26 protein-coding genes are annotated in these 26,552 nt (G+C 64.4%); 11 read left to right on the top strand and 15 right to left on the bottom strand.

Going from position 1 to position 26,552, the window contains the following annotated elements:
- Nucleotides 1-27 precede the first annotated feature (27 nt).
- Complete coding sequence (locus tag AC1DZ8_RS11460; RefSeq protein WP_477303351.1) at nt 28-774, top strand: IclR family transcriptional regulator; 747 nt, start codon at nt 28-30, stop codon at nt 772-774.
- Nucleotides 775-877: 103 nt separating this feature from the next.
- Nucleotides 878-1,837 (top strand): helix-turn-helix domain-containing protein, encoded by a 960-nt coding sequence (locus tag AC1DZ8_RS11455; RefSeq protein ID WP_477303353.1) that lies wholly within the window; start codon nt 878-880, stop codon nt 1,835-1,837.
- A 63-nt stretch (nt 1,838-1,900) separates the two neighbouring features.
- On the opposite strand, the gene AC1DZ8_RS11450 is transcribed toward AC1DZ8_RS11455, so the two are convergent.
- Entirely contained in the window at nt 1,901-2,626 is a 726-nt protein-coding gene (locus AC1DZ8_RS11450; protein ID WP_477303355.1) for an SDR family oxidoreductase, read from the bottom strand.
- 148 nt (nt 2,627-2,774) lie between these two features.
- On the opposite strand from AC1DZ8_RS11450, the gene AC1DZ8_RS11445 reads away from it, so the two are divergent.
- Entirely contained in the window at nt 2,775-3,671 is an 897-nt protein-coding gene (locus tag AC1DZ8_RS11445; protein ID WP_477303357.1) for an AraC family transcriptional regulator, read from the top strand.
- Between the two features lie 36 nt (nt 3,672-3,707).
- Here AC1DZ8_RS11445 and AC1DZ8_RS11440 read toward each other — a convergent pair whose 3' ends face one another.
- The 10 genes from AC1DZ8_RS11440 to AC1DZ8_RS11395 all read right to left on the bottom strand — a co-directional run bounded on the left by AC1DZ8_RS11440 (nt 3,708) and on the right by AC1DZ8_RS11395 (nt 12,111).
- Entirely contained in the window at nt 3,708-4,682 is a 975-nt protein-coding gene (locus AC1DZ8_RS11440) for a branched-chain amino acid ABC transporter permease (protein WP_477303359.1), read from the bottom strand.
- 4 nt (nt 4,683-4,686) lie between these two features.
- Entirely contained in the window at nt 4,687-5,580 is an 894-nt protein-coding gene (locus AC1DZ8_RS11435; RefSeq protein WP_477303361.1) for a branched-chain amino acid ABC transporter permease, read from the bottom strand.
- A 3-nt stretch (nt 5,581-5,583) separates the two neighbouring features.
- Nucleotides 5,584-6,294: an ABC transporter ATP-binding protein gene (locus AC1DZ8_RS11430; RefSeq protein WP_477303880.1), complete on the bottom strand. Its 711-nt coding sequence runs from the start codon at nt 6,292-6,294 to the stop codon at nt 5,584-5,586.
- The gene (locus AC1DZ8_RS11425) at nt 6,287-7,024 is read right to left on the bottom strand and encodes an ABC transporter ATP-binding protein (protein WP_477303363.1); all 738 of its coding nucleotides are present in this window, start codon (nt 7,022-7,024) and stop codon (nt 6,287-6,289) included. The genes AC1DZ8_RS11430 and AC1DZ8_RS11425 overlap by 8 nt, the downstream gene beginning before the upstream one ends.
- 117 nt (nt 7,025-7,141) lie before the next feature.
- Nucleotides 7,142-8,344, bottom strand: a complete 1,203-nt coding sequence (locus tag AC1DZ8_RS11420) for an amino acid ABC transporter substrate-binding protein (RefSeq protein ID WP_477303365.1) — start codon at nt 8,342-8,344, stop codon at nt 7,142-7,144.
- Nucleotides 8,345-8,377: 33 nt separating this feature from the next.
- On the bottom strand, nt 8,378-8,770 hold the full coding sequence (locus AC1DZ8_RS11415) for a nuclear transport factor 2 family protein (protein ID WP_477303367.1): 393 nt from the start codon (nt 8,768-8,770) through the stop codon (nt 8,378-8,380).
- Between the two features lie 16 nt (nt 8,771-8,786).
- Nucleotides 8,787-9,581, bottom strand: coding sequence for a MoaF C-terminal domain-containing protein (locus AC1DZ8_RS11410; protein WP_477303369.1), 795 nt, complete (start codon nt 9,579-9,581; stop codon nt 8,787-8,789).
- A gap of 28 nt (nt 9,582-9,609) precedes the next feature.
- A complete protein-coding gene (locus AC1DZ8_RS11405; RefSeq protein ID WP_477303371.1) occupies nt 9,610-10,398 on the bottom strand; it encodes an SDR family NAD(P)-dependent oxidoreductase in 789 nt (262 codons plus the stop codon).
- A gap of 198 nt (nt 10,399-10,596) precedes the next feature.
- On the bottom strand, nt 10,597-11,184 hold the full coding sequence (locus AC1DZ8_RS11400) for a YceI family protein (protein WP_477303373.1): 588 nt from the start codon (nt 11,182-11,184) through the stop codon (nt 10,597-10,599).
- 33 nt (nt 11,185-11,217) lie between these two features.
- A complete protein-coding gene (locus tag AC1DZ8_RS11395) occupies nt 11,218-12,111 on the bottom strand; it encodes a hypothetical protein (protein ID WP_477303375.1) in 894 nt (297 codons plus the stop codon).
- A gap of 215 nt (nt 12,112-12,326) precedes the next feature.
- Between AC1DZ8_RS11395 and AC1DZ8_RS11390 the strand changes: the two genes are divergently transcribed.
- The gene (locus AC1DZ8_RS11390; protein ID WP_477303377.1) at nt 12,327-13,829 is read left to right on the top strand and encodes an aldehyde dehydrogenase family protein; all 1,503 of its coding nucleotides are present in this window, start codon (nt 12,327-12,329) and stop codon (nt 13,827-13,829) included.
- Nucleotides 13,830-13,833: 4 nt separating this feature from the next.
- Entirely contained in the window at nt 13,834-15,423 is a 1,590-nt protein-coding gene (locus tag AC1DZ8_RS11385; RefSeq protein WP_477303379.1) for a GMC family oxidoreductase, read from the top strand.
- Nucleotides 15,424-15,428: 5 nt separating this feature from the next.
- Here the strand turns inward: AC1DZ8_RS11385 and AC1DZ8_RS11380 are convergent, their stop codons facing one another.
- Both AC1DZ8_RS11380 and AC1DZ8_RS11375 read right to left on the bottom strand, forming a co-directional pair.
- Nucleotides 15,429-16,916 (bottom strand): aldehyde dehydrogenase, encoded by a 1,488-nt coding sequence (locus tag AC1DZ8_RS11380; RefSeq protein WP_477303381.1) that lies wholly within the window; start codon nt 16,914-16,916, stop codon nt 15,429-15,431.
- Nucleotides 16,917-16,931: 15 nt separating this feature from the next.
- On the bottom strand, nt 16,932-18,374 hold the full coding sequence (locus AC1DZ8_RS11375; protein ID WP_477303383.1) for an APC family permease: 1,443 nt from the start codon (nt 18,372-18,374) through the stop codon (nt 16,932-16,934).
- A 177-nt stretch (nt 18,375-18,551) separates the two neighbouring features.
- Here AC1DZ8_RS11375 and AC1DZ8_RS11370 point away from each other — a divergent pair, with 177 nt between their 5' ends.
- From AC1DZ8_RS11370 to AC1DZ8_RS11355, 4 genes are read left to right on the top strand one after another with little or no spacing between them, the layout of a single operon-like run.
- Nucleotides 18,552-19,316, top strand: coding sequence for an IclR family transcriptional regulator (locus AC1DZ8_RS11370; protein ID WP_477303385.1), 765 nt, complete (start codon nt 18,552-18,554; stop codon nt 19,314-19,316).
- A 30-nt stretch (nt 19,317-19,346) separates the two neighbouring features.
- The gene (locus AC1DZ8_RS11365) at nt 19,347-20,609 is read left to right on the top strand and encodes a Tm-1-like ATP-binding domain-containing protein (RefSeq protein WP_477400897.1); all 1,263 of its coding nucleotides are present in this window, start codon (nt 19,347-19,349) and stop codon (nt 20,607-20,609) included.
- Nucleotides 20,606-21,271 carry an HAD family hydrolase gene (locus AC1DZ8_RS11360; protein WP_477303389.1) on the top strand — a complete coding sequence of 222 codons (666 nt, stop codon included), beginning with the start codon at nt 20,606-20,608 and terminating at the stop codon, nt 21,269-21,271. The genes AC1DZ8_RS11365 and AC1DZ8_RS11360 overlap by 4 nt, the downstream gene beginning before the upstream one ends.
- Nucleotides 21,272-21,295: 24 nt before the next feature.
- The gene (locus AC1DZ8_RS11355; protein ID WP_477303391.1) at nt 21,296-22,648 is read left to right on the top strand and encodes an aminotransferase class III-fold pyridoxal phosphate-dependent enzyme; all 1,353 of its coding nucleotides are present in this window, start codon (nt 21,296-21,298) and stop codon (nt 22,646-22,648) included.
- 58 nt (nt 22,649-22,706) lie between these two features.
- Here AC1DZ8_RS11355 and AC1DZ8_RS11350 read toward each other — a convergent pair whose 3' ends face one another.
- Nucleotides 22,707-23,573 carry a helix-turn-helix domain-containing protein gene (locus tag AC1DZ8_RS11350; protein WP_477303393.1) on the bottom strand — a complete coding sequence of 289 codons (867 nt, stop codon included), beginning with the start codon at nt 23,571-23,573 and terminating at the stop codon, nt 22,707-22,709.
- A 96-nt stretch (nt 23,574-23,669) separates the two neighbouring features.
- Here AC1DZ8_RS11350 and AC1DZ8_RS11345 point away from each other — a divergent pair, with 96 nt between their 5' ends.
- Both AC1DZ8_RS11345 and AC1DZ8_RS11340 read left to right on the top strand, forming a co-directional pair.
- Complete coding sequence (locus AC1DZ8_RS11345; protein ID WP_477303882.1) at nt 23,670-25,214, top strand: 4-hydroxyphenylacetate 3-hydroxylase N-terminal domain-containing protein; 1,545 nt, start codon at nt 23,670-23,672, stop codon at nt 25,212-25,214.
- 24 nt (nt 25,215-25,238) lie between these two features.
- Nucleotides 25,239-25,748 (top strand): flavin reductase, encoded by a 510-nt coding sequence (locus tag AC1DZ8_RS11340; protein ID WP_477303395.1) that lies wholly within the window; start codon nt 25,239-25,241, stop codon nt 25,746-25,748.
- 183 nt (nt 25,749-25,931) lie between these two features.
- Here the strand turns inward: AC1DZ8_RS11340 and hpaR are convergent, their stop codons facing one another.
- Entirely contained in the window at nt 25,932-26,336 is a 405-nt protein-coding gene (gene hpaR / locus AC1DZ8_RS11335) for a homoprotocatechuate degradation operon regulator HpaR (protein WP_477303883.1), read from the bottom strand.
- Nucleotides 26,337-26,552: the final 216 nt, after the last annotated feature.

Here is a 26,552-nt window from a genome sequence, read left to right as displayed (position 1 = left end):
CATGCGAAGTATCTCGGAGAATGCGCAATGAGCACGGTGAGCAAGGCGGTGTCGTTGCTGGAGCTGTTCACCCTAACGGAACCCGAGATCGGCCTGTCCGACCTCGCCCGCCGGGCCGGCCTCGACAAGGCCACCGCCAGGCGGCTCTTGATGGCGCTGGCCGACCACCGGCTGATCGAACAGGAGCCGCAAAGCCGGCACTACCGACTGGGCGCCGGCCTGTCGCGGCTGGCCCGCATCCGCGACGCGCATTTTCCTTTCGTGCGGCTGGCAACGCCCATCATCCGCAAGTTGTCGCTCGAGACCGGCGAGACGGTGCACCTGACGGAATTCAGCGCCGGCGCGTTGATCACCGTCCATGTCGAACTGTCGGTCAAGGCCAACCGTGTCAATGTCGATGTCGGCCAGGTGCTGCCGCTGCATGGCACGGCGTCAGGCATCGCCTTCCTCGCGGCGTCGCGCCCCGAAGTGGTCGGCGCCTATCTGGAAAAGTCGTTGCAGGCCTTCACGACACACACGATGACGCGGCCTGCCGCTCTGTCCAAGGCGGTCACGCTTACCGCCTCACGCGGCTATTCGCGCAGCGCCCAGGGCTATGAGGAAGGCGTGCACAGCATTAGTGCGGCGATCCTCGGCGGCGACGGCCAGCCGATCGGCACGCTGGCGATCGCTTCGCCCGTCTCGCGCATCGACGACGCGATTGCGGCGAGCCAGGGCGCGGCGGCGATCAGGGCGGCCGGGCAGATTTCGGCGCGGTTGACCGGCGAGGCATGACGCAATCTCCGCCGTTGCGGCGAAGATGATTAGCATGTTAACTTCCCTGCCGGTTGCACCGGCTCTGGCCTTGCTGCTCAATCCTGCGAAGACAGGAAACGGAATGAAGATGGAGGAGACTATGCACCATGTCAGCGTCGCCGACGGCGAGGCATTCCTGTCGGCATCGCGGATGCTGTTCGGCCCGATCACGCAGCGCTTTTCGCGCGGCGAGGCACCGTCGTTGCCCAAACTGGTCTCGGTCAATCTCGGCGCCTGCCGCCTGTCCGAGATCAAGGCCAAGTCGCATCTGGTCGTCAATGACCGCGCCTTTTGGCGCAGCTTCGATCCCGACGCGATCAAGATCCTGATGCAGCTGAAAGGCCGCAGCCGCTTCGAACAGCAGCAGGTCGCCGTCGATCTCGGCCCGCGCGCGGCGATTATCTACGACCCGGTGCGCAGCTACTCGCTGCAGAACCTCAGCGATGTCGACCAGTTGATCCTGCAGGTGCCGCGCTCGACCTTCGGCGACGAGACGCTGGCGCGCCTCATGGCGCCGCTGCCACTACCAGGCGAAGACGACAGCCTGACCCATATCGTCTCCGGTCTGATGCAGATGGCGATCGGCGCGGCGCACAAGCTTGACGAGGCTGCCTGCCGCCGCGTCGGCGAAAGCCTGATCCAGCTCGTCAATGGCCTGATCCAGGCCAAGCCTATGGCGCCCGAATTCCGCCGCTCGCCGCTGGAGGCGCTGCGCGAGCGCATCGTCGCCTATATCGACGCCAATCTGGCGCGCTCCAATCTCTCGGCCGAAGACATAGCCCGCCACATGGGCTGCTCGCGCCGCTATCTCCACCGTGCGTTCGAGGGCGAAGGCATGACCCTGGAACGCTTCGTCTGGGACAGGCGGCTTGAGCGCAGCAAGGAAGAATTGCTGTCACCGGCGCGGGCCTCAGCGTCGATCTCGGAAATCGCCTTTGCTTGCGGGTTCAATTCCAGCGCGCATTTTTCGCGGGCGTTCAAAAGCAAGTACGATGTGGCACCGCGGGAATTGCGGGAGCGGATGATGTCGGTGGTGCATTAGGGAGGCATGCCGTTTGCCGGATTTTGGTGAGCGTTATGGCTCACCGAAATCCGGCAGCAGCTTCTACATATTGGCGGCGGTTGGCCGCACGATCACTTCGTTGACGTCAACCCCATCGGGTTGGTCGAGCGCGAAACGGATGGCGCGCGCGATGGCGTCCGGTGTCAGCGACTTCTGCCGCCACGCTTTCAGAGCCGTGGCAACCAGGGGATCACTGATATCGTCACCCAGTTCGGTTGCGGTCACGCCGGGAGAGATGATGGTGGCGCGGATGTCGTCATGCTCCTGCCGCAACCCTTCGGTGATCGCCCAGACGGCATATTTCGTGCCGCAATAGACGGCCGCGGTGGGCAGCACGATATGCGCGCCGACCGAGGCGACGTTGACGATATGCCCGTTCTTCTGGGCGACGAAGCGCGGCAGCACCGCGGCGATCCCGTTCAGCACGCCGCCAATGTTGACATTGATCATGCGAGACCACTCATCGCGCTTCAGCGCGGCAAGCGGCGATAGCGGCATGACGCCGGCATTGTTGACCAGCACATCGATCCGCCCGAATTCGGCATGGGCGGCCTCGGCGAAGGCGTCGAAGCTTGCCGCATCCGTCACGTCGAGTTCGCGCCACGCGACGCCTTTGCCGATTTCCGTGGCCAGTGCCTTGAGCCGCTCGGTGCGGCGAGCTCCGATGAACAGTCTGGCACCTGCCGTGGCAAGTTCCCGAACCGTCGCTTCGCCGATGCCGCTCGAGGCGCCGGTGATGAGCACAACCTTGTCTTTGAGTCCCGTCATGATCGTATCCTTTTCGCTGCGGTGACGGGGAGATAAATGGCGGCGAACCGACAAAAGGCGGTAGCGTGATCGTCCAAAGAGTTTGCACGATCCTCCAAATGAGCCCGAAACGGCTTGCAACATTGGGCGCCATGGAGATTTATGCGGCATGGATAAAATCGACGAACTCGCCCGGCTGATCACCCGCTTTGCCCCAAATTCGGGAATGGAAGGCACCAAGGTGCCACGGCTGACGCTCATTCGAGCCAATCAGCCCAGCGCGCCAATTCCCGCGGTCTACGAAGCATCGCTTTGCATAATCGCCCAGGGATCGAAGCGCGTTTCGCTCGCCGACCAGAGCGTGGTCTATGACGCAGCGAGCTATTTGCTGGTCTCGGTCGACCTGCCGCTGGTCGGGCATGTTCTGGAGGCGAGCCCGGCGGCGCCCTACCTTTGCTGCAAGATCGATCTTGACAGCGCTGCACTGGCCGAGCTGCTGGTGAACGAAGGACGTGCTGCCCCCGGCAGGGACCTGCCGGGGCTGGCGACCTATCCGAGCGACCCCGACCTGATCGATGCGGCCTGCCGGCTGGTCAGGCTGCTCGATCGCCCAGAAAGCATCGCCGTGCTGGCGCCGCTGATCGAGCGCGAAATCCTCTACCGTCTGCTCACCGGACCGCATGGCGCGACGCTGCGCCAGATGGCGTCGGTGGACAGTCATCTGAACCAGGTCAGTCGCGCCATCGCCAAGATCCGCAATCATTTCCAGGCACAGCTGCGGATCGACGAGATCGCCGCCGCATCAGGCATGAGCCCGTCGTCGCTTCATGCCCACTTCAAGGCGATCACGCGCATGACCCCACTCGAATATCAGAAACAGTTGCGGCTGCAGGAGGCGCGACGGATCATGCTAGTCGACGGGGCAAGCGCAGGCACGGCCGGCTTCGCGGTAGGCTATGACAGCCCGTCGCAATTCAGCCGCGAATATCGCCGCCTGTTCGGCGCGCCACCCCGACAAGACATCGACCGCCTTCAGGCCGTGCCCGGTTCGGCCGCGGCCTATTGAGCGGCGCCAGCAGGAGCATGGCCGATCAAGGCTAGATCAGGCGCCGATCGCCCTCGCCCTGCCCGCAAAACTCCGCATCAGCCCCTTCGGCAAAAACAGCATCGCCAGGATGATCGTCAGGCCTGAAATCACCGGGTGGTAATCCGGCACGACGATCTTGGCGAGGTCGAACACCGCGTACATCACCAGTGCACCAAGTATGGGGCCAAGCACCGTGCCGGTGCCGCCGACCACGGTCATCATCAGTGGCAGGAGCATCCAGTCGAGGTCGAAGACAGAGTCCGGCCCGACATGGAAGATGTAGAAGGTGTAGAGGCTGCCGGCGACGCCGGCGACGAAGGCGCTGCCGGCGAAGGCGGCGACCTTGACCTTCAGCACGTCGATGCCGTTGGCCGACGCCGCCATCTCGTCGTCGCGCACGGCTATCAGCGCCAGCCCGTAGCGCGAACGCATCAGCGTGCGGATGGCGAGCGCGGTGGCGACCATCAGGCCAAGCGCGACCCAGTAATGCGGGCGCAGCGTGTCGAAGGTGCTGGCCGGCGCGACAATGCCGAACGCGCCGCCGGTGAAGTCGCCGCCATTGACGAAGAGCACCTTGACGATCTCGCCGAAACCCAGCGTGCCCAGCGCGAAATAGTCGCCGCGCAGTTTGGACAGCAGCGGCAGGCCGATAATGGCTGCGGCGATGGCCGCGACCACGCCGCCCAGCGCCATCGTCACCGGATCGAAATAGTAGATGCCGGGATGGCTGTCGTAGAGCGAGCCCCAGAGATAGTTGCCGCTCCACAGGATGGCGGTGGTGTAGGCGCCCAGCCCGAAGAACGCATGGCTGCCGAGGCTGATTTGACCGCCGAAGCCGGCGACCAGATTCCAGCTCTGCGCCATGATGGCGTAGAGGAAGACGAAGAACAGGAAGGAGAAGTAGTAGGCATCGACCGCGCCGGGCAGGAAGGGCAGCAGCGCAAGCGCGGCAACGATGACTATTGCGATCCATGGCAAGGCTCGGTTCATGCTCTCAAGCCTTCTTGTACGGCCGGCTGAACAGGCCTTCCGGCTTGAACATCAGCACCAGCAGAAACACGCCGTAGGCGATCGCGTTCGTCCAGCCGCCGGAGATGAAGAACTGCACATAGGCCTCGATCAGGCCGAGCATGATGCCGCCGGCGAGCGCGCCGCTGACGTTGCCGATGCCGCCCAGCGCCAGCGCCACCAGCGCCTTCAGGCTGAAGATGAACCCGGCGAACGGGTTGAACGGAAAGGTGGTGGCCACTGCGACGCCGGCAGCGCCGGCCAGCGAAATGCCGATGGCAAAGGCAATGGCATTGACGCGGTGAGGACTGATGCCCATCAGCGTCGCGGCATCCATGTCTTCCGAAGCGGCGCGCACCGCCTTGCCGATGATGGTCTTTCGCAGGAACAGCACCACCAGCCCGGTGCCGGCCAGCGCAATCAGGAAACCCATCGAGCGGGTTAACGAGGTGCGCACGCCGAGCAGCTCAACGCCTGTCGCGGTATAGGAGGTGACCACGGCAGCGGTGTTACCGCCCCACACCACCGTCATCAGGTTCTGCACCAGAAACATCAGGCCGACGGCGATCAGCAGCGAGACGTTACGGTCGGCCTCAGCGGCAGCTTTGCGAAACAGGCCCTGATAGAGCAGCCAGCCGACGCCAAGCCCTACCGGAACGACGATGACGAGCGACAGGAACGGGTCGATGCCGAGGCCGTAAAACAGCGCCCGCACGAAATAGGCGGCGAGGATGATCATCGCGCCTTGCGCCAGAAAGATCAGCCGCATGGTGCCGAAAATGAGGCTGAGGCCCACCGCGGCGACGCCGTACATGGCGCCGCCAAGCGCGCCGTTGAGCGACAGCTGCAGCAGGATGTCGGGGGACGGAATGCTAGACATCATCTACTCCAACACGCCCATATAGGCCTTCTGGATTTCAGGATCGGCGATGAGCTCGGCGCCGGTGCCTTGCATGGCAAGCGCGCCGGTCTTGAGCACGAAGGCGTAGTCGGCGACCTTCAACGCCTGGTGGATGTTCTGCTCGACCAGGAGGATGGTGACGCCCTGGCCGTGCAAGGTCTGGATGAGCGCAAACATCTGCTGCACGACCAGCGGGCTCAGGCCCAGCGACGGCTCGTCGAGGATGAGCAGCGACGGCTCCGACATGGTGGCGCGCGCGATCGCCAGCATCTGCTGCTCGCCACCGGAGAGCGAACCGGCTTTCTGGTTTGCGCGTTCCTTCAGGCGTGGAAACAGTGCATAGGCTTTTTCCAGCAATTCATTGGTGCGGGGTCGCGCCTTTGGCTGGAAGGCGCCGAGCTCAAGGTTTTCCAGCACCGTCATCTGGCGAAACAGGCCGCGCCCTTCCGGCACATGGGCAATGCCCATACGGGCGATGGCTTCAGGCGCTTTGCCGACCAGCGACTGGCCGGACAATCTGATGTCGCCGGCCTTCGGCGTCAGCAGGCCGGAGACAGTTCTGAGCAGTGTGGTTTTGCCCGCGCCATTGGCGCCGACAATGGCGACGATGGTGCCGGCATCGACATGCAGCGACACACCCCAAAGCGCGCCGACATCGCCATAGGCGACCTTGAGGTCGCTGATTTCAAGCAGCCGGTTCGCCAAGATAGGCCTCGATCACTTTGCGGTTTTGCGTGACGTCGCGCGGCGTGCCGTCGGCGATCTTTTCGCCATGATCGAGCACGATCACCCGGCTGCACACTTTCATGATGGCGTCGACCTTGTGTTCGACCCACAGCATCGAAATTCCCTTCTCGTCGCGGACGCGGCGAATGACATCGACCATGCGCTGGATCTCGGTCGGGTTGAGCCCGGCCATCGGTTCGTCGAGCAGAAGCAGCGCCGGCTCGGAGGCAACGGCGCGCGCGATCTCCAGCATGCGGCGATCGGACAGCGTCATATGCGCGGTCAGCATATCGCGCCTGTCGGTCAGGCCGACCAGTTCGAGCGCGGCGTTCGCCGCTTCGCTCGCATGCTTGACGCGCCCCCCAGCTCCATAGACGGCGCCGACCATGACATTCTCGAAAGCGGTCATGGTGAGGAAAGTGCGCACCAGCTGGAAGGTGCGGGCGATGCCCAGCCGCGAGATACGATGTGGCGCGATGCCGGTAATATTCTGGCCACGAAACAGCACCTTGCCTTCGCTCGGCGCATAGAGGGCGGTGATGACGTTGAACAGCGTCGACTTGCCGGCGCCGTTCGGACCGATCAGGCCGATCAGCTCGTTGGCACGAACCGCGATGTCGATGTTGTTGAGCACCACAAGCCCGCCGAAGCGCTTCTTGACCGCCTCGAGGCGCAGCAAGGTTTCGTCAGGCTGCATCGTGTTTCCGTCTCTCCGGCGATACTTCTCGCGTGTGGAAATTGTTTGAGGTCAGCGCCGCCCCTCACCTGCCTGCCGGCATCCTCTCCCCGTGGAACGGGGAGAGGAGCGCTGTGATCAGCGCTTGTCCCAGGCCGGCGCCGGCTTGTAGGTCCAGGTGCCGTCCGGATAGATCAACTGATGCTTGCCCTGCCACCATTGCGTCGCGACGCTGGGGATCAGCGCGAAACCGGTCTCGTCGAATTTGAGATCGCCGACGACGGTGTCCTTGAACTCCTGGCCGAAGATGGCGTCATGGATTGCCGAGGCATCGGTACTGCCGGCCTTCTCGATCGCTTGCGCCAGCACCTGGGCGTTGGCGTAGAAGGCGCCGACGGTTACGGAGTCCTTCTTGAACTCGGCCTCGTAGCGATCGCCGAGTTCCTTGGCACCCTTGTAGGGGTAGCTCGCCGACCAGAAACCGTCCGTCATGATGTAATCGGAATCCGCGCCGAGCGCTTCGTGGAACTCGCCGGTCCAGGTGCCCTTCCAGCCATGCAGATAAGGCACGGAGAAGCCGAGCTCCTTCATCTGTCGCAGCAGCGTGACGGTGTCGGCGGGTGACCCGAAGACCAGCATGGCATCGACATCGGCAGCCTTGAGCTTGGTGATCAGAGCCGAATAATCGGTGGCGCCGATTGCCCACGGGTCGTCGACGGCGAAGGTGTAGCCGTATTTCTTGGCCGCCGCCTCGAAGGCGCCGCCAAAGCCCTTGCCGTCGGGCGAATCTTCCGAGACCAGCGCCGGATGCTTCGGCTTCTCGTCGGCCGGCAGCTTGTCCCAGATCTCGAACGGCACTTCCGCACCTGGTCCCGGATGGAAGAAGAACAGTGCGGAATATTTCAGTTTCAACGGCTGCCATTCGAACGGGAAGGCGGTCGTGATCATGTAGAACTTCTTGTATTTTTCCGCGACGATGGCGCCGGCAATGTTCATCGGCCCGGAATGGGTCGACAGCAGCGCATCGACCTTCTGCACCTTGATCAGGTTTTCCAACGCCGAGGCGACCTTGCCCTCCGAGCTTTCATCGTCGGCGACGACCAGCCGCACCTGCAGCTTCTTGCCCGCCACGGTGATGCCGCCCGCCTTGTTGATGTCGGCGACGGCCTGCTCATAGGCCCATTTCTGTTCCTTGCCGTCGCCGGCCAGTGGCCCGGTCAGCGAGATCGGCGCACCGATGACGATCTCGTCGCCGGCGGCATAGGCAGCCCCCGCACCGCCGAGCGCCAGTGCGCTCGACAGCGCCAGGCCCGCCAGCATTGCCTTCAGATTGTTTCCCATTTCATCCTCCCAGTTGTGATCGGTCAGGCTGCCTCAAACCATCGCGGCCGCAACCCGTTTGGTGTCGGTGAACTGTTCGAAGCTGACGGCCTTGCCGTCCTGCATTTCCCAGACATGGACGACGCGCGCGGTCATCGGCCTGCCGGTCGTCTTGTAGGTGCCGGAATAGGTGCCGATGCCGACGATGGTCGTGCCGCCATCGACCAGTTTCTCCAGCGCGAATGTGTAGCCGTCCCAGTCTTCGCCGATGCGCTTGAAGACACCCGCTATGACGGCGTCCGGGCCGACATAGGTACCGGCATAGGGAAAGCCGGCCATCTCGGTCCAGGCGGTGCCGCTGGTAAGCGGCGCCATCATCGCAGCCAGATCTTTCGCGTCGGAGCCGGCATAGTGCGCCTTGATGGCGTCGTAGTTCTTGTTGCTCATGGTTCTTTCCCAGCTCTCAGACTGGTTCCTGGCCGCGGTCGTAGACGGTCCGCGATTTCTTCTCGACGAAGGCGCCGGCGGGCTTGTTCTCGATCGTGCCTTGGCTGGTGATCCCCAGGAATTTGCCGGTCGAGCGCATCGTGTCCCAATTGTAGAAAAACAGCGACGCGACCGGGATGATGAACTCGCGGAAGCCGAAGACGTAGAGGTTCTCGGCGAATTTCCAGGTGGTGGCGAGATCGACGTCGCCATGGCCGCGCTGGAGCCCGACCAGGTTCTGCCAGGCATAGCGCTCGGAGCTCAGATAGATGTGCTCGTAGACGTGGTTGGGGCTGTATGTGTAGTGCGCCGTCAGCCCGACCAGATCGCGCGTCGGCGCAGGCTCGCGCCCGGTCGGCGGCACGGAAGCGTCGCCGAGCACGCCAGCGGCATAGACCTGCGCCACGCGCGGCTCGCCGGGCGCTTCCGCGGCCTCGCGCACCCGCTCGCGCACCGACAGAACGCGACGCGTGGCGGTCGAGACGATGAAGGCTTCATCCTCGGCCGGGCTGGCGGCGAAAGTCATGTTGATGAAGAACACCTGCGGCGCCACTTCCAGCGCCTCGTACCAGTCGACGCCGGCATCGCTGCCCTCGCTCCACGCCACCGTGTCGGCGGCGGTGAAGGCGAGATCGATGACACGGCCGCTGTTGAGCGTGATCTTGAAGGTCTGGCCGACAAGCGCCTTGGACGTGGCCATCCGGTTGGTAGCGATGCCGGCGGCAAAGTCGTCAAAATGTTTCCAGTCGGCGGGTCTGTTTTGGTCGTTCATGGCAAATCCTCAGTCGGCAAAGGCCAAATCATTCAACAAAAGCAAGCGTTGGCAGGTCAACGACGGTGGCGCCGCCATCGACGGTCAGGATCGAGCCGTTCATCATCGACGCCTCGCCGGAAGCGACGAAGCAGATGACGTTGGAGACCTCTTCCGGCGTTGCCGGCCGGCCGAGCGGTACATCCTTGGTGACAAGCCTGTAGGCCTCATCGATCGAGCCCAGCCCATGCTTGTCGACGATCACCTGCATCTGCTCGTCGGCCATGCTGGTCGCCACCCAGCCGGGGCAGATTGTGTTGGTGCGCACGCCCTGGCGGCCATAGTCGCGCGCCAGCGATTTGCCGAAGCCGATGCAGGCATGTTTCATGGTGACGTAGCCGGCCGCGGCCGGCCCGGCGAAGAGACCGGCAATCGAGGCGACGACGACGATGTTGCCCTTCTGCGCAATGAGGTCCGGCAGGCATTCGCGGGCGCAGACGAAAGCGGTGTCGAGATTGAGACGTGTCGCCAGCGCCCAGGTCTCGTCGCTCATCGTCACCGTCGGGCCAACGCCATGGCCGCCGGCATTGGCGACCAGAATGTCGACCGGGCCGAACCTCTCGTGCACTTCGGCAAGCGCGGCACGCACCGCCTTGGCATCGGCGGCATCGCCCTGCACCACCAACCCGCCAATATCCCTGGTGACGGCTTCGAGCGGTTCGCGCCGCCGGCCCATCAGCACAACTCTGGCGCCGTCGGCGGCCATCCGCCGCGCGACAGCCGCGCCGATGCCCGTGCCACCGCCGGTGATGAATGCCGTCTTGCCGGAAAATCTCATCGCTGCTGTCCCTAGGGCGCTAGGCCCAATGTCGCTGTTCGTCGAGGCCAAGTGTGCGATGGACGCGCGTTGCGCGTCTTGTCCGAGCGGGAACTTTGTTTTGACTGAGCGCGCACTTCAGCCCTACCCCCGGAAGTGACGCGCGACCTCCCGGTCGCACGGCGGCCACCGCACACCCCCGGAGCAATCCGCAGTGGCCTATTTCTTCACCGCCTCAAGATCGATGACGACGTCCACCTCCGGCCCAAGGCCAAACCCGTCGGCGGCCTTGGCCATCGGAAAGTCGGCCGCGCTCAGTTTGGCCGTGGCGCTGAAGGCTGCTTTGGTCAGCGTCGCATCCCACGGCGCCGGGGCCTCGTTGATCAGCTTCACGTCAAGCGTGATCTCCTTGCTGACCCCGCTGATGGTGAGATTGCCGGTGACCTTGCCGGTCTTGTCATCGACCTTCTCGACCTTGGTGCTCTCGAAGCTGATCGTCGGGAATTCGGCGGCGTTGAAGAAGTCGGGTCCCTTCAGATCGCTGTCGCGCTGCTCGAAGGCGGTGTGGACAGAGCCGACATCGATCTCGGCCTTGACGCTGCTCTTGGTGACATCGGCCTTGTCCATGACGATCGCGCCCTTGACCGCATCGAACTGGCCATGCGCGATGCCATAGATGCCGTGCTTGATGGTGAAGGTGACCCAGGCGTGCTGGCCGTCGATCTCGTAAGTGTCGGCATGGGCCGATACGGCAAGCATCGATGCGCCGGCAAAAGCGAGCGCGGCAATCAGTTTCTTCGGTGTCACATGTCTCTCCATTGGTTGGCGTGTTGAAACGGTTCAGGAAAAGCCGAGGGCAGCCCCATGCGGTGCCCAGATGATCGCCACCAGGATGGCCAGCATTGCCGGCAGGGCGATCAGCAGGCCGGCGATGAGCGGCCGCAACGGCCGCGCGCCGGGAAGGAAGCGCTGCAGCGGACCGGACACCAGCGCGGCAGCGATCAGCGGCAAGGGCGAGAGGATGAGTGCCACGGGATTTGCCTTGGGCGCCAGCAGCGCCACCGGGATCAGCACCGTGGCGGTAGCGTAGAGGAGCAGGAAGGCGACACTCTTGCCCCAGGCGGCAGCTGTGCCGCCGCGCAGCGTCGCCAGATACTGGATGAGGCACCAGCCACCGACCAAGGCGGCAAGTGCCCCGAGCAATTGTCCCGTAACGATGGAAGCGCCAAGCACCGAAACGATGGCGCCGGAGAGCGCCATGGCAAGCACGGCGGCCGGCACAAGGAACGGCGCTTCGACTTCAGGCGATGGCGATGCGCGCAGAGCCATCGCGATAGCAACGCCGACGATCGCCAGCAGGCCGACAACGATGGCGGCAATCATCGGCAGATCGAGCGCGCCGGCGCCGATGCGCCGCCAGCCCAGCCAGAGAAATGCCGCCGCCAGCGCCGCCATGACGATGATGCTTGCCGTTCGACCGCTCAACCCAGGCAAAAGGCCTATGACGATGCCGGCAAAGGCGAGATAGATCAGCTTCTGGCTGGCCGCGACCGGCGGCACGGCCGGCGGTCCGAGCGTGTCCCAGTAGAAGAACAAGGTAAGAGCCACCCACAGCAAGGTCAGCACCAGCGACGAGGATGCCAAGGCAGAGCGCGCCAGCAGCGCGAGCACAATGCCAAGCAGCATCGGCAGCGCCGCGGTGACGACCATCGGATTGCCCAGAAACACGCTCAAATCGCCGACACTCCTTTGACAATCTCAAAGCCCGAAACGCGGGCTCCGCGCCGGTCGACGCCGAGGCAATCTTGATTGGCAACGCGTTTGCCGTCTTGTCCGAGCGGGAACTTTGTTTTGACTGAAAGCGCACTCGCGCCCGTGGCGGCTTGAAGCGCGGCGAGGCGCTCCATAACCCTCTCGAAAACGGCTCATCAGCATTCGAGGAGGATGGCGTGAACGAGAGAACCGTGCCGCCGATCAGCGCCGCCGCAGCCGCATTCCTGTCGCGCCCGCACCGACCCTTCATCAACGGGCGCTTCGTCAACGGTCTCGCCGGCGAAGGTCTTGCGGTCGATGATTCCGCCTCGGGAGAAATCGTCACCCATGTGCCGGAAAGCGGCCCCGAGCTAGTCGACCAGGCGGTGCGCGCCGCGCATGCGGCGCTTGAAGGTCCCTGGGGATCGATGCGGCCGGTCGACCGCCAGAATCTGATGCTGAAACTCGCCGACGCCATTGAGGCCGATGCCGATCTGCTGGCTGAAATCGAAAGCATCGAGAACGGCAAGTCGTTGGGCGTCGCGCGCATGCTAAGCGCCGGCGGTTCCGTCGATTGGCTGCGCTACTATGCCGGCTGGGCGACCAAGCTCGAAGGCTCGACCTTCCAGGTCTCTATCCCGGTGCCGCCCGGCGCCAAACACCACGCCATGACGGTCATGGAACCGGTCGGCGTTGTCGGCGCCATCGTGCCATGGAATTTTCCCCTGCTGATCGGCATGTGGAAGATCGCGCCGGCGCTGGCCTGCGGCTGCACGATCGTCTTGAAGCCGCCGCAGGAAACGCCGCTGGGGTTGCTGCGGCTCGCCGAACTGATCCAGCAGGCTGGGTTTCCGCCCGGCGTCATCAACATCGTCACCGGCAGCGGCAGCGTCACCGGCGAGGCTTTGATCCGCCATCCCGGCGTCGACAAGCTGACCTTCACCGGTTCGACCGAAGTCGGCAAACGCATCGGCCACGCCGCCGTCGACCGCGTCGCGCGCTTCACGCTGGAGCTCGGCTCCAAATCGCCGATGATCCTGCTGGCCGATATGGAAGAAGGCATCGAGCCGCTGCTGGCCGGCCTTGGCATGTTCTTCAACCAGGGCCAGGTTTGCACTTCGGCGGCGCGGATCTTGATCGAGAAGTCGATCTATGACCGCACGCTCTCACGCCTTGCCGAGATCGCCGACGGCATGATCATGGGCGCCGGCCGCGATGCGGGCGCGCAGATCAACCCGCTGGTCTCGGCCAAGCACCGCAACAGCGTGCAGGGTTTTGTCGACCGCAGCCTGGCGGCTGGCGTCGAACGCGTAAGCGGCGCACGAATGGTTCCGGGCAAAGGCCACTACGTGGCGCCGACCATTCTGCACAACGTCACGCCCGAGATGGAGATCGTGCGCGAGGAGGTGTTCGGGCCAGTGGTCGCGGCGATGCCGGTCGCCGATCTCGACGAGGCGATCCGCGTCGCCAACGACACGCGCTACGGCCTGTCGGCCTCGATCTGGACCCGCGATATGGGCAAGGCGATGACAGCGATCCACGGCCTCAAGGCCGGTACGGTGTGGGTCAATTCGCACAACACGCTCGATCCGGCAGCGCCCTTCGGCGGCTTCAAGCAATCCGGCATCGGTCGCGAGCATGGTCGAGCGGCGATCGACAGCTATCTCGAGACCAAGACCGCCATCGTGCGCTACGCGTGACGCGATGACGGAGGTTTACGACTACATCGTCGCCGGCGCGGGTTCGGCCGGCTGCACCGTGACAAGCCGGCTGGTTGACGCAGGCAAAAGCGTGCTCCTCGTCGAGGCAGGACCGGCCGATGATACGCGCTTCATCGATATGCCCGCCACCTTCGCCAAGGTGATCGGCACGGCGCGCAGCTGGATCTATCAGTCTGATCCCGAACCCAGTGTCGGCGGCCGCTCGCTGCCGATCCCGCAAGGACGCACGCTCGGCGGCGGCTCGTCCATCAACGCCATGCTCTACATCAGGGGCCAGCCGCAGGATTACGATGGCTGGCGCGATCTCGGCTGCCCCGGCTGGGGCTGGGACGATGTGCTGCCTGTCTACAAACGACTGGAGCGCAATGAGCGGCTTGCCGGCGAACGCCATGGCAATGACGGTCCGCTACCGGTCTCCGATCCGCGCTACCGGCATCCGCTGTCGCTCGCCTATGTCAGGGCGGCGCAGCAGGCCGGCTATCCCTTCAATGATGACTTCAACGGTGAATGCCAGGAAGGCGTCGGCTTCTACCAGACGACGACAGCCAATGGTGAACGGCAGTCGGCGGCAAAAGTGTTCCTGCGGCCGCTCGCCGGCAACGCCAACCTCAAAGTGGCCACCGACGCGCAGGTGACGGCGCTGACGCTGGAGAATGGCGCCGCGAGCGGGCTCTCCTACACGACGCCGGACGGACAGACCCACACCGCCTCAGCGAGAGCCGAAGTGATCCTCGCCGCTGGCGCGCTGGCAACGCCGAAGCTGATGATGCTGTCAGGCCTCGGCCCGGCCGGACATCTCGCCGAGATGGGCATTCCGGTCATCCGCGACATGCCTGCGGTGGGCCAGGATTTGCAGGATCATGTCGCGGCACCGCTTTATGCGCTGACCCGCAAACCAATCTCGCTGCTCGGCGAGGATCGTGGGCTGAAGGCGTTGCGGCACGGCATCGAATATCTGCTGTTCCGGCGCGGCCTGCTCGCCTCCAACGTGGTCGAGAGCGGCGGCTTCTTCGACACCGACGGAGACGGCCGGCCGGACATCCAGTTCCATGTGCTGCCGGTGATGATCGAGAATGCCGAACACGGCTCGGTCGAGCGCCACGGCATGGAGTTGAACCCGTGCGTGCTGCGGCCGAAATCGCGCGGTTCGGTGCGGCTGCGCTCGCGAAATCCAGGCGACCCGATCCGCTTCACCACCGGCTTCCTGTCGCATCCAGATGACCTGGCGCTGCTGCTTGCCGGCATGAAGCTGGCACGCACCATCCTGCGCCAGCCGGCGCTGCGCGAAGTGGTTGCCGAGGAGCTTGCGCCCGGCAAGGCCGACGACCTCGGCGACGACCAAATCGTCGACCACATCATCCGCCACGCCAAGACCGTCTATCACCCTTGTGGCACCTGCCGGATGGGGACGGACGATCAGGCGGTGGTCGATCCCCAGCTTCGCGTGCGCGGCGTGCCGCGCCTGCGCATTGCGGACGCCTCTGTTATGCCGAGGCTGACCAGCGGCAACACCAACGCGCCTGCCATCATGATCGGCGATCGCTGCGCGGATTTCATCCTCGGCACGGCCTGACGCGGTCAGCCGAGATTGATCCACGCCGTCTTGAGGTCGGTGTATTTCTCGATGGCGTGCAGGGACTTGTCGCGGCCGAAGCCCGACTGCTTGACGCCGCCGAGCGGCACGGTGATGTCGGCGCCGCCATAGGTGTTCACATGCACGACACCGGCATTGATGGCGCGCACCATGCGGTGCGCCGTCGACAGGTTCGATGTCCAGACGGCGGAAGCAAGACCGTAGACGGTCGCGTTGGCGAGCCGCACCGCCTCCTCCTCGGTGTCGAAGCGCATCACCCCGAGCACCGGCCCGAACACTTCCTCGCGGGCCAGCTGCATGTCTTGCGTCACATTCTCGAAAATAGTCGGCGCCATGTAGCTGCCGCCGGTCTCGGTCAGGATGCGCTCGCCGCCGGTGACGAGATGCGCGCCCTCTTCGGAAGCCTTGGCGACGAAACCGAGATTCTTGGTCAGCTGCTCGGCGCTGGACACCGCGCCGACGTCGCTGCCGAGATCGAGCGGATCGCCGACCTTCAGCTTCGTGGTTGCCCTGAGAAGCTCGTCCATGAAGCGGTCGTAGATCGAGGCCTGGACCAGCAGGCGCGAGCCGGCGACGCAGACCTGGCCGGAATTGCGAAAGATGCCGTTGGCCGAGACCACGGCCGCCTGGCTCAAATCCGGCGCATCGGCAAAGACGATGTTGGGCGACTTGCCGCCGAGTTCGAGGAAGACGCGCTTCAGATTGGAGCGCGCGGAATATTCGAGCAGACGGCGGCCGACAGGGCCGGAGCCGGTGAAGGCGATGGCGTCGACATCCATGTGCATGCCAAGCGCCTCGCCGGCGACCGAACCGCGGCCGGTGACGACGTTGAAGACGCCTTCGGGCAGGCCGGCCTCGGTGGCGAGTTCAGCCAGCCGCAGCAGCGTCAGCGAAGCGATCTCCGGCGGCTTGACGACGATGGTGTTGCCCGCCGCCAGCGCCGGCGCGATCTTCCAGGCGCCGATCATCAGCGGGAAATTCCAGGGAACGATGACGCCGACGACGCCGAGCGGTTCCTTGTGGATCAGGCCAAGCACAGTGTCGGCGGTCGGCGCGATCTCGCCATAGACCTTGTCGATCGCCTCGGCATAGTAGCGGATGGTGCCGGCGGCCGAGAGCGGCTCGGCCTTGTAGGCCATACCGATCTCGGTGCCATTGTCGCGCACGCCGAGAACGGCAAGTTCCAGCGCGTGCTTCTCGACCAGTTCGGCGAATTTTATCAGCACCTTCTTGCGGAAGGCGGGGGCCGCGCGCGACCAGGAGCCTTTCTCGAAAGCCTTGCGCGCCGCGTTTACGGCGGCGTCGATGTCGGCCGCGCCGCCATTGGCAACGGAGCTGATCGTGCGGCCATCGATCGGGCTGATCACATCGAGATGGGAACCGTCGGATGCGGGGAGCCTTCGCCCCCCGATCCACAGGCCCTGCGCCGCGATGGTCTGCGCCCGCAGGCGATCGATGGCCGATTGATCCAACTCATTCCTCCAAGATCAGACCGGCTGGCTGCCGAGCCGGGCAAAGGCTTCAGGGCTGCGGCTGCGCAGCGACGCCGCCAGCGCGAAACCGATGATGCCGGCGATCAGCACCAGCCCCGGCAGCAACACGCCGAGGAAGCCGGAAGCGCCCGACAGATTGCCGAAATTGATGACGATCTCGACAATGATGAACAGAAGTGCCAGCGCCGCAAGCCCGGGCAGGATTTTTGCTTTCAGCGCGCTCGGCTCCAGCGTCGGGTTGCGGCTGAAGAATGCCACCACGGACAGCGAGGTGAGCGCCATCAAAACGATGATGCCGAGCGTGCCGACATTGGTCAGCCAGGAAAACAGCGCCAGCACCGGGTCCTGGCCGGTGGCGGCGAACAGCCCCACCACGACCGCCGCGATCACCGTCTGGATCAGCGAGCCAACATGCGGGCTCTGGAACACCGGATGCGTGACGCCGACGGCTTCCGGCAGCAGCTTCTCGCGGCCGGCGACGTAGAGGTAGCGGGCGACGCCATTGTGGAAAGCAAGCACGCCGGCAAAGAGGCTGGAGACGAACAGGATGCTCATCAGCTGCGTCAACAGCGGGCCGACATAGCGGTCAGAGAGACCGAACAGGAAGGTGGTGGGATCGGCGAGCGCCTTCAGCGACGGCACCAGCTTGTCGACGCCTTCGCCATTGGCCATCAGCCAGCTGGTCAGCATGTAGAACACGCCGATCACCAGCACCGAAATGTAGGTGGCGCGCGGCACGGTGCGGTGCGGCTCGCGCGCTTCCTCGGAATAGATGGTCGTCGCCTCGAAGCCGATGAAGGCGGCGAAGCAGAACAGGAGGCCAATCGCCGGCGAGCCGCTGAGGATCTGCGTCGGCGTGAACGGCGCCAGGCTGAGGCCGGAATCGCCACCCTTGAACAGGATTGCGAGGTCGACGACCAGCACGACGAGATATTCGAGCAGCACCAGCACGGTGAGGATCTTGGCCGAGAGGTCGACGCGGCGATAGCCGAGCACGCCGACCAGCGCGATGCCGACGAAGCACCATACCCACCAGGGCAGGTTGATGCCCCAGCCGGCGAAAAGGCCGGAGGTGGCGGCGCCGAACAGGCCGAACACGCCGATCTGCATGGCGTTGTAACTGAGGATCGCGATCAGCGCGGCGGCGCCACCCAGCGTGCCGCCAAGACCACGCGCGGTGTAGGCGTAGAAGGCGCCGGCATTGGCGACATGGCGGGCCATCGCGACATAGCCGACCGCAAAGACCAGCAGCAGCACGGTCACGATCAGGAACGTGCCGGGAATGCCGGCGCCATTGCCCATCAGCATTGAGAGCGGCACGCCGCCGGCCACCGCCGTCAGCGGCGCGGCAGCCGAAACCACAAGGAATGTCACGGCGCCGACGCCGAGGCTGTTCTTCCTCAGCCGATTTGTTTCGCCGGTATCTGTTGTCGTCATCGTTCCCTCCATTCCGCGCTGCGGAAGCCAAGTGTCCCTGAGACGCCGAGGGCCTTCTGTGGGGCCAATGTGCATTTCACTATTTGCAACGGCATTTCGATATTAGACTTGCAAAGGAATCGACTTGCTGTCAAGTTAATTCGCACGTTAAGTATCTGGTGGAGGATCAGAGACGATATGAGCACGGTGGCCAAAGCCATTTCGCTGCTGGAGAGGCTGGGGCACGGCGCGCCTGAGACGGCGCTTGCCGACCTCGCCAGGGGCGCCGGCTTCGACAAGGCGACGACGCGCCGGCTGCTCGTTTCGCTGATCGCGCAAGGCCTGGTCGAACAGGACGAGACGACGCGCCGTTATCGGCTCGGCGCCGGCATCACCCGGCTGGCGCTGATGCGTGAAGCGCAGTTCCCGTTCCTGCGCATGGCGGTGCCGGTGGTCGAGGCGCTGGCTGCGGAGACCGAAGAGACCGTGCATCTCTCGGAATATTCCAGGCGCGGCCTGCTCTCCATTCACGTCGTCGAATCGACCAGGGCCAACCGTGTCAGCGTGCCGCTCGGCGAGGCCCTGCCCTTGCACGCGACCGCGTCGGGCATCGCCTTCCTGGCCTTCAGCGACGAGCGTACGCGCGCTGAAGCGCTCGCCGGCCCGATGCCTGCCTTCACGCCGTTCACCATCGGCGATGCGTCCGTACTGGCCGAGCATATCGCTGCCGCCCGCCGCCGCGGCCATTCCATCGGCGCGCAGGGTTTCGAAGAAGGCGTGATGAGTGTTGCCGCGCCGATCCTCGGCGCTGACGGCTACGCCATCGGTACGATTGCGGTCGCAGCCCCACGGGTGCGGACGCAGAAGGGCGAGATCGAACGCCTTGGCGTCAGCGCGGCCGCCGCCGCGCACGAGATCGGCGACCGGCTGTTCGGCAAGCTGCCTGGACAGAAACGGGCATAACAACCAACAAGAGACTGCAGGGAGACTGACGTGGAGGACAAACGCCGAATCCTGGTTATCGGCACCGGCGACACCAAGGCCGACGAGCTTCTGTTCATGCGAGAGCGCATCGAGGCCGTCGGCGGCGTTGCCGTGATGATGGACGTCAGCGTGCTCGGCGACCCGCCTTACAGACCGGAGCACGACCGCCATGCGGTGGCACGCGCCGCCGAGACGACGATCGAGGCGATCATCGCCAGTGGGGACGAGAACTCGGCGATGACGCTGATGGCGCTTGGCGCTTCCCGTCTCGCGCGCTTTTTGTACGATCAGGACGAAATCGACGGCTTCATCGCGCTTGGCGGTTCGATGGGCACCGACCTCGCGCTCGACGTCGCGCTGGCGCTGCCGCTTGGCGTGCCGAAATTCGTCGTCTCGACCATCGCCTATTCGCACCTTCTGCCACCGGACCGGATCGCCACCGACCTGATGATGATCCTGTGGGCGGGTGGCCTTTATGGCCTGAACAGCGCCTGCAAGGCGGTGCTGTCGCAGGCGAGCGGCGCGGTGGTGGGCGCCGCGCGCGCTGCCATCAAGCCGGACGAATCCCGGCCACGCATCGGCATGAGCTCGCTCGGCAAAAGCTGCCTGCGCTATATGGTGACGCTGAAGCCGGAGCTGGAAAAGCGCGGCTATGAAGTCATCGTCTTCCACACCACCGGCATGGGCGGCCGCGCGCTGGAAGCGATCGCTGCGCAGAAGGGTTTTGTCGCGGTGATGGACTTCAGCCTGCAGGAGCTCGCCAACCATTTCACCGGCTCGGTGGTGAGTTCCGGTGCGGACCGGCTGGAGAATGCCGGCCGCCAGGGCATCCCGCAGATCGTCGCGCCTGGCGCCATCGACATGGTGGATTTTCCGACCTGGCAGCCGGTGCCGCCGCGTTTTGCCGATCGACCTTACCATGCCCACAACCGCCTGCTGGCGTCGGTGACATCGGGCGGTGAAACACGCCGGGAGATCGCGCGCGCCATCGGCGAGAAGCTTGCCGGCGCGACCGGTCCGACCGCCTTCATCCTGCCCGCCGGCGGCATCCAGCAATGGGACCAGCAGGGCGAGCCGCTGCACGATCCGGACGCATTATCGGCCTTTGTCGCGGAGATGCGTCTCAGCGTGCCGGAGAATGCCGAATTGCACGAGATATCAGGCCACATCAATGACGCCGCCTTCAGCGCCAAGGCGCTGGAAATCTTCGATCGCTGGGTGGCCGAAGGCATTGTCCCGCCGGGCGCGCCGGCAGGCGGACGCGCGGCATGAGCAGTGTAAAGCCTCAGGCGCTGGTGCTCGATTTCGGCGGCGTCGTCACGCGCACTCTGTTCGAGACGCATGCGCTTACCGAGCAAGCGCTTGGACTGAAGCCAGGCACACTGGGCTGGCGCGGACCGTTCGACCCGGCCTCCGATCCGCTGTGGCGCGCCATGCAGGCCGACGAAATCAGCGAGCGCGACTACTGGAAGACACGGACAAGCGAGGTCGGCCGGTTGGTCGGCGAGGACTGGCACGACATGTCGACCTTCGTGCAGCGGGCACGCGGCGCCGATCCGCAAGCCGTGATCCGGCCCGAGGCTGAGCAGGCGATCCGCACCGCGCACGCAGCCGACGTGCGACTCGCCATCCTCTCCAACGAACTCGATCTGTTTTATGGTGCATCGTTTCGCGAGCGACTGCCAATGCTCTCGCTGTTCGAGACGATCGTCGATGCGACCTATACGAAAATCCTCAAACCCGACGCCCGCGCCTATGCGATGGTCGGCGACGCGCTGCAATTGCCGCTTGCGGCGTGCGTCTTCGTCGACGACCAGAAGCGCAATATCGACGGCGCTGATGCTGCCGGCATGCTCACCGTACATTTCGACGTCGCCCGACCGGCGCCAAGCTATGCCGAGGCGCTTGGCCTTTTCGGCCTCGCCCTCTCCTGATTGAAAACCCCGGAGTCCTCCCCGATGCGTGACATCAACTTCCTCACCGAAAACAACGCCAAGTCGATCTGGCACCCGATGGCGCATCCGGCCGAGATGCGGGCGACGCCACCAAAGATCATCGTCAAAGGCGAAGGCGCTTCGGTCACCGATGTCGAAGGACGCACCGTGCTCGACGCCGTCGGCGGCCTGTGGAACGTCAACCTTGGCTACAGCTGCGATCCGATCAAGAAGGCCATCGCCGCGCAGCTCGATGCGCTGCCCTATTATTCCGGCTTTCGCGGCACCTCGACCGGACCGTCGATCGAGCTCGCCTATGAGCTCACCGAATGGTTCGCGCCGGAAGGCATGGTGCGCGCCTTCTTCACCTCCGGCGGATCGGATTCGGTCGAGACGGCGCTCAGGTTCGCCCGGCAATATTGGAAGATCCGCGGCCAGGCCGACCGCACGAAATTCCTGGCGCTGAAGAAGGGCTATCACGGCACGCATTTCGGCGGCGCTTCCGTCAATGGCAACGCCAATTTCCGCCGCAACTACGAGCCGCTCTTGCCCGGCGTCTTCCACACGCCTGCGCCGATGACCTATCGCAACCCGTTCGACGAAACCGATCCGGCGAAGCTGGCAAAACTGTGTGCCCGCGCCATCGAGGAAGAGATCGCCTTCCAGGGCGCCGACACCATCGCCGCCTTCATCATGGAGCCGGTGCTCGGCGCCGGCGGCGTCATCGTTCCGCATGAGAGCTTCATGCCGATGGTGCGCGCCATCTGCGACCGCCATGACATATTGCTCATCGCTGACGAAGTGGTCACCGGGTTTGGCCGCACCGGCGCCTGGTCCGGCTCGCGGCTCACCGGTGTGAAGCCGGATTTCATGACCATGGCCAAGGCGATCACCTCGGGCTATTTCCCGCTTGGCGCAACGTTGATCGGCACCAAGGTCGCCGACGTCTTCGAGGCCGACAAGACCAGCTTCGGCTCGATCGGCCACGGCTATACCTATTCCGGCCACCCGGTCGGCTGCGCGGCCGGCATTGCCGCGCTCGCCGAAACCAGGCGGCTTGCGCTCAACGAGAACGCAGCGGCGCGCGGCGTCGAACTCGGCAATGCACTGGAAGCTCTGAAGGTGAAGCACCAGCTCGTCGGCGACGTCCGCTACCAGGGCTTGATGGCTGCGATCGAGGTCGTCTCGGACCGCGGCGCCAAGAAGCCTGCCGACAAGAAGACCATGGCCGCCATTGCTGACGGCGCCTACGCCGCCGGCGTCATGCTGCGCGTCTCCGGCAACAACCTCATCCTGTCACCGCCGTTGATCATCACCGCTGCCGATGTGGCAAAGATTGCGGAGGGGTTGGATGCGGGGCTCGCGGCCGCAGCCTAGGGAATAGGGATTAGGCAGTAGGGAATAGGCTGAGGAAGAAAGCGCCTCTGCCTACTGCCTACTGCCTAACCCCTCCCCTCCGCCACGCCGCCGGCGCCACACCAACCGCATCTCGAAAGAATCGCGAGAAGTATGCCGGATCGTTGAAGCCGGTCTCATAGGCAATGTCCTCGATGGTGCGGATGGTGAACAGCAACAGGCGCTTGGCTTCGACCAGCCGTCTGTCGTTGACCGCTTGCCGCACGCCGCAGCCGAGCACCTGATGGGCTGCCTTGTCGAGCAGATGACGCGTCGTGGCGAGTTCTTCGACATAGCGTTCGACCGGCCAGTCGTCGCGGAAATGGCGGTCTATCAGCCGCCGCAGCCGTCCGCCCAGCGCCACAGCCGCCGGCACCGTCACAGGATGCGATTGCGCGTAGAGCCGGGCGATGTGCGACAGCGCCACCGCCACCAGCGGCGGCAGAATTTTCTCCATGCCGGCTTGCGCCTCGCTATATTCGGCCTGGATCATTCCGATCGTCTCGCCGAGCCTCTGCCAAAGTGCCGCCTCGCCGTGACCGGTGATGATGACCGGCTGGTCGAGCGCCAGCGCGGAATGCTCGGCGATGGCCGCCAGCGCTGCATCGGCGACCGAAACGACAATGGCGTCGGTGCCGAGCTCGATTTCGAAGCCATGCACCACCCCACTCGGCATGAAGCTCACGGTCGGCGCTGAAAAACTCCAGCTTTTGTCCTCGATCCGGTAGGTGCCGCTGCCGCTCGTCCAGAAGGTGATCTGCGCCATTAGCGGGTGCTTGTGCGCAAGAACCCGGCCGCGATGCACGGAAGCACGGGCCTGCACAGTCTCGACATGCAGGAAACCGACGTCGAGCGAGCGTGCCGGCTCGCCATAGACGAAGAATTCCGGGATGGCGGTCTGGCTCATGGCTGGCCGGAAAAAGTCCAAGCGGTTTTGTGCTTTCGTCCATAACCCATAGAGGCGCCGGAGGCTACTGTCCTCACCATCAAAGGGAGGATCATGATGCGATCGGAAGATTTCCGGGCCGACAAATCGCGGCCGTTCACGGGCACCGAATATCTGGCGAGCCTGCGCGACGGGCGCGAGGTCTATATCAATGGCGAACGGGTCGCCGACGTCACCAGCCATCCGGCGATGCGCAATTCGGCGCGCTCGCTGGCGCGCCTCTACGATGCGCTGCATGATCCCGCCCAGCAAGCCGTACTGACTTCGCCCACCGACACCGGCTCGGGCGGCTACACACACAAGTATTTCCGCGTCGCGCATTCTTCCGCCGACCTTGCTGCGCAGCAGACAGCGATCGCGGAGTGGTCGCGTATGTCCTATGGCTGGATGGGCCGTACGCCGGACTACAAGGCGGCGCTGATGAACACGCTCGGCGCCAATGCCGACTGGTACGGGCCGTTCAAGGACAATGCCCTCGCCTGGCATAAGCGCGCCCAGGAAGCGGTCCTGTTCATGAACCACGCCATCGTCAATCCGCCGATCGACCGGCACAAGCCGGCCGAGCAGGTGAAGGACGTGTTCGTGCACATCACCAAGGAAAACGATGCCGGCATCTGGGTGTCGGGGGCCAAGGTGGTGGCGACATCGTCCGCGCTCACCCATTACAATTTCCTCGCGCAGAGTTCGGCGACGGTAACGGAAGATCCGTCGCTGTCGGTGATGTTCATCGTGCCGATGAATGCGCCGGGGATAAAAATGTTCTGCCGTGTCTCCTACGAGCAGACGGCCAACACCGTCGGCCATCCCTTCGACTACCCGCTGTCGTCGCGCTTCGACGAGAACGACGCGATCCTGGTGCTCGATAATGTCTTCATCCCCTGGGAAGACGTGCTGGTGCTACGCGACGCGCCAAAAATCCTCTCCTTCCATCCGGCGTCCGGCTTCATGCACGGCTATTGTTTTCAGGGCTGCACGCGTTTTGCCGTAAAACTCGACTTCCTCGCCGGCCTGCTCGCCAAGGCGCTGCGCGCCACCGGCGGCGATGCCTTCCGCGGCAACCAGGCGGCCCTCGGTGAGGTGATTGCTCTGCGCCACATGTTCTGGAGCTTTTCCAACGCCATGGCGCACAATCCGATCCCGTGGGCGAATGGCGCGGTGCTGCCGAACCTGGAGGCCGCGCTCGCCTATCGCACCTTCATGTCGGAAGCCTATCCGCGCGTCATCGACACGGTGCGCCGGGTGATCGCCTCGGGACTGATCTATCTCCCGTCATCGGTGAAGGATTTCGGCAATCCCGAGATTGACCGTTACCTCGCGCAATATGTGCGCGGCTCCAACGATATGGGCCATATCGAGCGCATCAAGATCATGAAACTGTTGTGGGATGCGACCGGCACGGAGTTCGGCGGCCGCCACGCGCTCTACGAGCTCAACTACGCCGGCGCGCCCGAAGAGGTCCGGCTGCAGGTGCTGAAGGGTGCCGAGCGCGGCGGCCGGCTGAAGCAGATGGAGGATTTAGTCGACCAATGCATGGCCGACTATGACGAGACGGGCTGGACCGGCGACACCTGGCTGCCGCCGCTGACCGGCCCGGCCGGCTGAGCGAGGCCGACCATGGAAGTGGCCATGACACCGCAAGTCGCGAGGCTGGAATTCCGCGAGGCGATGGCGCGGGTCTGCGCGCCGGTCAACATCGTCACCACCGACGGCCCGGCCGGGCGCGGCGGCTTCACCGCGACCGCCATGTGCAGCGTCTCCGACGATCCGCCGACGCTGCTCGTCTGCATGAACGAGCGCTCGGCGCAAACCGGCCTTTTCCTCGCCAACCAGCGCTTCTGCGTCAACGTGCTGACCCAGTCGCACATGCATCTGGCGGCAAAATTCGCCGGCGCGATCCGCGACATGGCCGAGCGCTATCAAGCCGCGCGCTGGCAGACCATGCCGTCCGGCATGCCGGCGCTGCTCGACGCCATCGTTTCCTTCGATTGCGAGATCGGCGCGGTCAACAAGGTCGGCACGCACAATGTGATGTTCGGCCGCGTCGTCGACATCCGCCACGGCAGCGACGAGGCGGCTCTGCTCTATGTCGGCCGCAACTATATGCAGCCAAGCGCGCTCGGAAGTTTTGGCGGGTGAGGAGCGCCCTTGCCTTCTCCCCTTGTGGGAGAAGGTGGATCGGCGCGCAGCGCCGAGACGGATGAGGGGTGTTGGAAGGAATGAGGCTGCGGCGATTTCGAACGTATTGCCAAGCTGGAGCACCCCTCATCCGACCGAGCTTCGCTCGGCCACCTTCTCCCACAGGGGGAGAAGGACAGGCGCTCACTCTTCCATCGACTCCGACTGGATCAAACTCTCCAGCATATCCAGCAACCGCTCGTGCTCTTCGGCGCCGTAGCGCTTCTCGATTGCATCATAGATAGCGACGCGCTCGGGCGCCAACTCCTCGATCAGCGCAACACCGCTCGAACTGATGGCGAGCAAGGCCCGGCGACCGTCATCCTTGACCTTGTTGCGGGTGATGAAGCCGCGCTCTTCCAGCGTCTTGATGATGCGGGTCAGGCTGGGCGGCAGGATCGACGCGCGGTTGGCAAGCTCGGTTGCCTCAAGCGGCCCGGTTTCTGCGAGCACACGCAGCACGCGCCATTGCTGCTCGGTAATGTCGTGGCGGGCCAGCATCGGCCGGAAATGCGCCATGATCACTTCGCGGGCGCGAAGCAATGCCATCGGCAAGGAGCGGCGTGTGCTGGGCGGTAGCAAGATCAGGTCTCCAAAAATCCATCCAGTCCGAGTCGCGGTTGATATCAGGGCCTGGATCGCAGCTATATCCGTCATTTTGCCGGGAGCGGCAATCCCGGCCCTTTGGGGCATAGAACGACGCTTGACATTCCAGCGTCAAGATGTAATTCACATGTTAATTACAAGACCGTGGCGCCGGTGGAG

The organism is Mesorhizobium sp. P2_F7, from assembly GCF_056403695.1.
This window is presented reverse-complemented; position numbering and strand designations above follow the sequence as displayed.

Excerpts from the sequence above, each read along its gene's own strand:
- AC1DZ8_RS11355 (WP_477303391.1), top strand. The coding sequence starts at position 21,296 with ATGCGTGACATCAACTTCCTCACCGAAAACAACGCCAAGTCGATCTGG.
- AC1DZ8_RS11445 (WP_477303357.1), top strand. The coding sequence starts at position 2,775 with ATGGATAAAATCGACGAACTCGCCCGGCTGATCACCCGCTTTGCCCCA.
- AC1DZ8_RS11345 (WP_477303882.1), top strand. The coding sequence starts at position 23,670 with ATGCGATCGGAAGATTTCCGGGCCGACAAATCGCGGCCGTTCACGGGC.
- AC1DZ8_RS11450 (WP_477303355.1), bottom strand. The coding sequence starts at position 2,626 with ATGACGGGACTCAAAGACAAGGTTGTGCTCATCACCGGCGCCTCGAGC.
- AC1DZ8_RS11340 (WP_477303395.1), top strand. The coding sequence starts at position 25,239 with ATGACACCGCAAGTCGCGAGGCTGGAATTCCGCGAGGCGATGGCGCGG.
- AC1DZ8_RS11440 (WP_477303359.1), bottom strand. The coding sequence starts at position 4,682 with ATGAACCGAGCCTTGCCATGGATCGCAATAGTCATCGTTGCCGCGCTT.
- AC1DZ8_RS11425 (WP_477303363.1), bottom strand. The coding sequence starts at position 7,024 with ATGCAGCCTGACGAAACCTTGCTGCGCCTCGAGGCGGTCAAGAAGCGC.
- AC1DZ8_RS11420 (WP_477303365.1), bottom strand. The coding sequence starts at position 8,344 with ATGGGAAACAATCTGAAGGCAATGCTGGCGGGCCTGGCGCTGTCGAGC.
- AC1DZ8_RS11370 (WP_477303385.1), top strand. The coding sequence starts at position 18,552 with ATGAGCACGGTGGCCAAAGCCATTTCGCTGCTGGAGAGGCTGGGGCAC.
- AC1DZ8_RS11435 (WP_477303361.1), bottom strand. The coding sequence starts at position 5,580 with ATGTCTAGCATTCCGTCCCCCGACATCCTGCTGCAGCTGTCGCTCAAC.
- AC1DZ8_RS11360 (WP_477303389.1), top strand. The coding sequence starts at position 20,606 with ATGAGCAGTGTAAAGCCTCAGGCGCTGGTGCTCGATTTCGGCGGCGTC.
- AC1DZ8_RS11415 (WP_477303367.1), bottom strand. The coding sequence starts at position 8,770 with ATGAGCAACAAGAACTACGACGCCATCAAGGCGCACTATGCCGGCTCC.
- AC1DZ8_RS11405 (WP_477303371.1), bottom strand. The coding sequence starts at position 10,398 with ATGAGATTTTCCGGCAAGACGGCATTCATCACCGGCGGTGGCACGGGC.
- AC1DZ8_RS11375 (WP_477303383.1), bottom strand. The coding sequence starts at position 18,374 with ATGACGACAACAGATACCGGCGAAACAAATCGGCTGAGGAAGAACAGC.
- AC1DZ8_RS11410 (WP_477303369.1), bottom strand. The coding sequence starts at position 9,581 with ATGAACGACCAAAACAGACCCGCCGACTGGAAACATTTTGACGACTTT.
- AC1DZ8_RS11350 (WP_477303393.1), bottom strand. The coding sequence starts at position 23,573 with ATGAGCCAGACCGCCATCCCGGAATTCTTCGTCTATGGCGAGCCGGCA.
- AC1DZ8_RS11460 (WP_477303351.1), top strand. The coding sequence starts at position 28 with ATGAGCACGGTGAGCAAGGCGGTGTCGTTGCTGGAGCTGTTCACCCTA.
- AC1DZ8_RS11455 (WP_477303353.1), top strand. The coding sequence starts at position 878 with ATGAAGATGGAGGAGACTATGCACCATGTCAGCGTCGCCGACGGCGAG.
- hpaR (WP_477303883.1), bottom strand. The coding sequence starts at position 26,336 with ATGGCATTGCTTCGCGCCCGCGAAGTGATCATGGCGCATTTCCGGCCG.
- AC1DZ8_RS11385 (WP_477303379.1), top strand. The coding sequence starts at position 13,834 with ATGACGGAGGTTTACGACTACATCGTCGCCGGCGCGGGTTCGGCCGGC.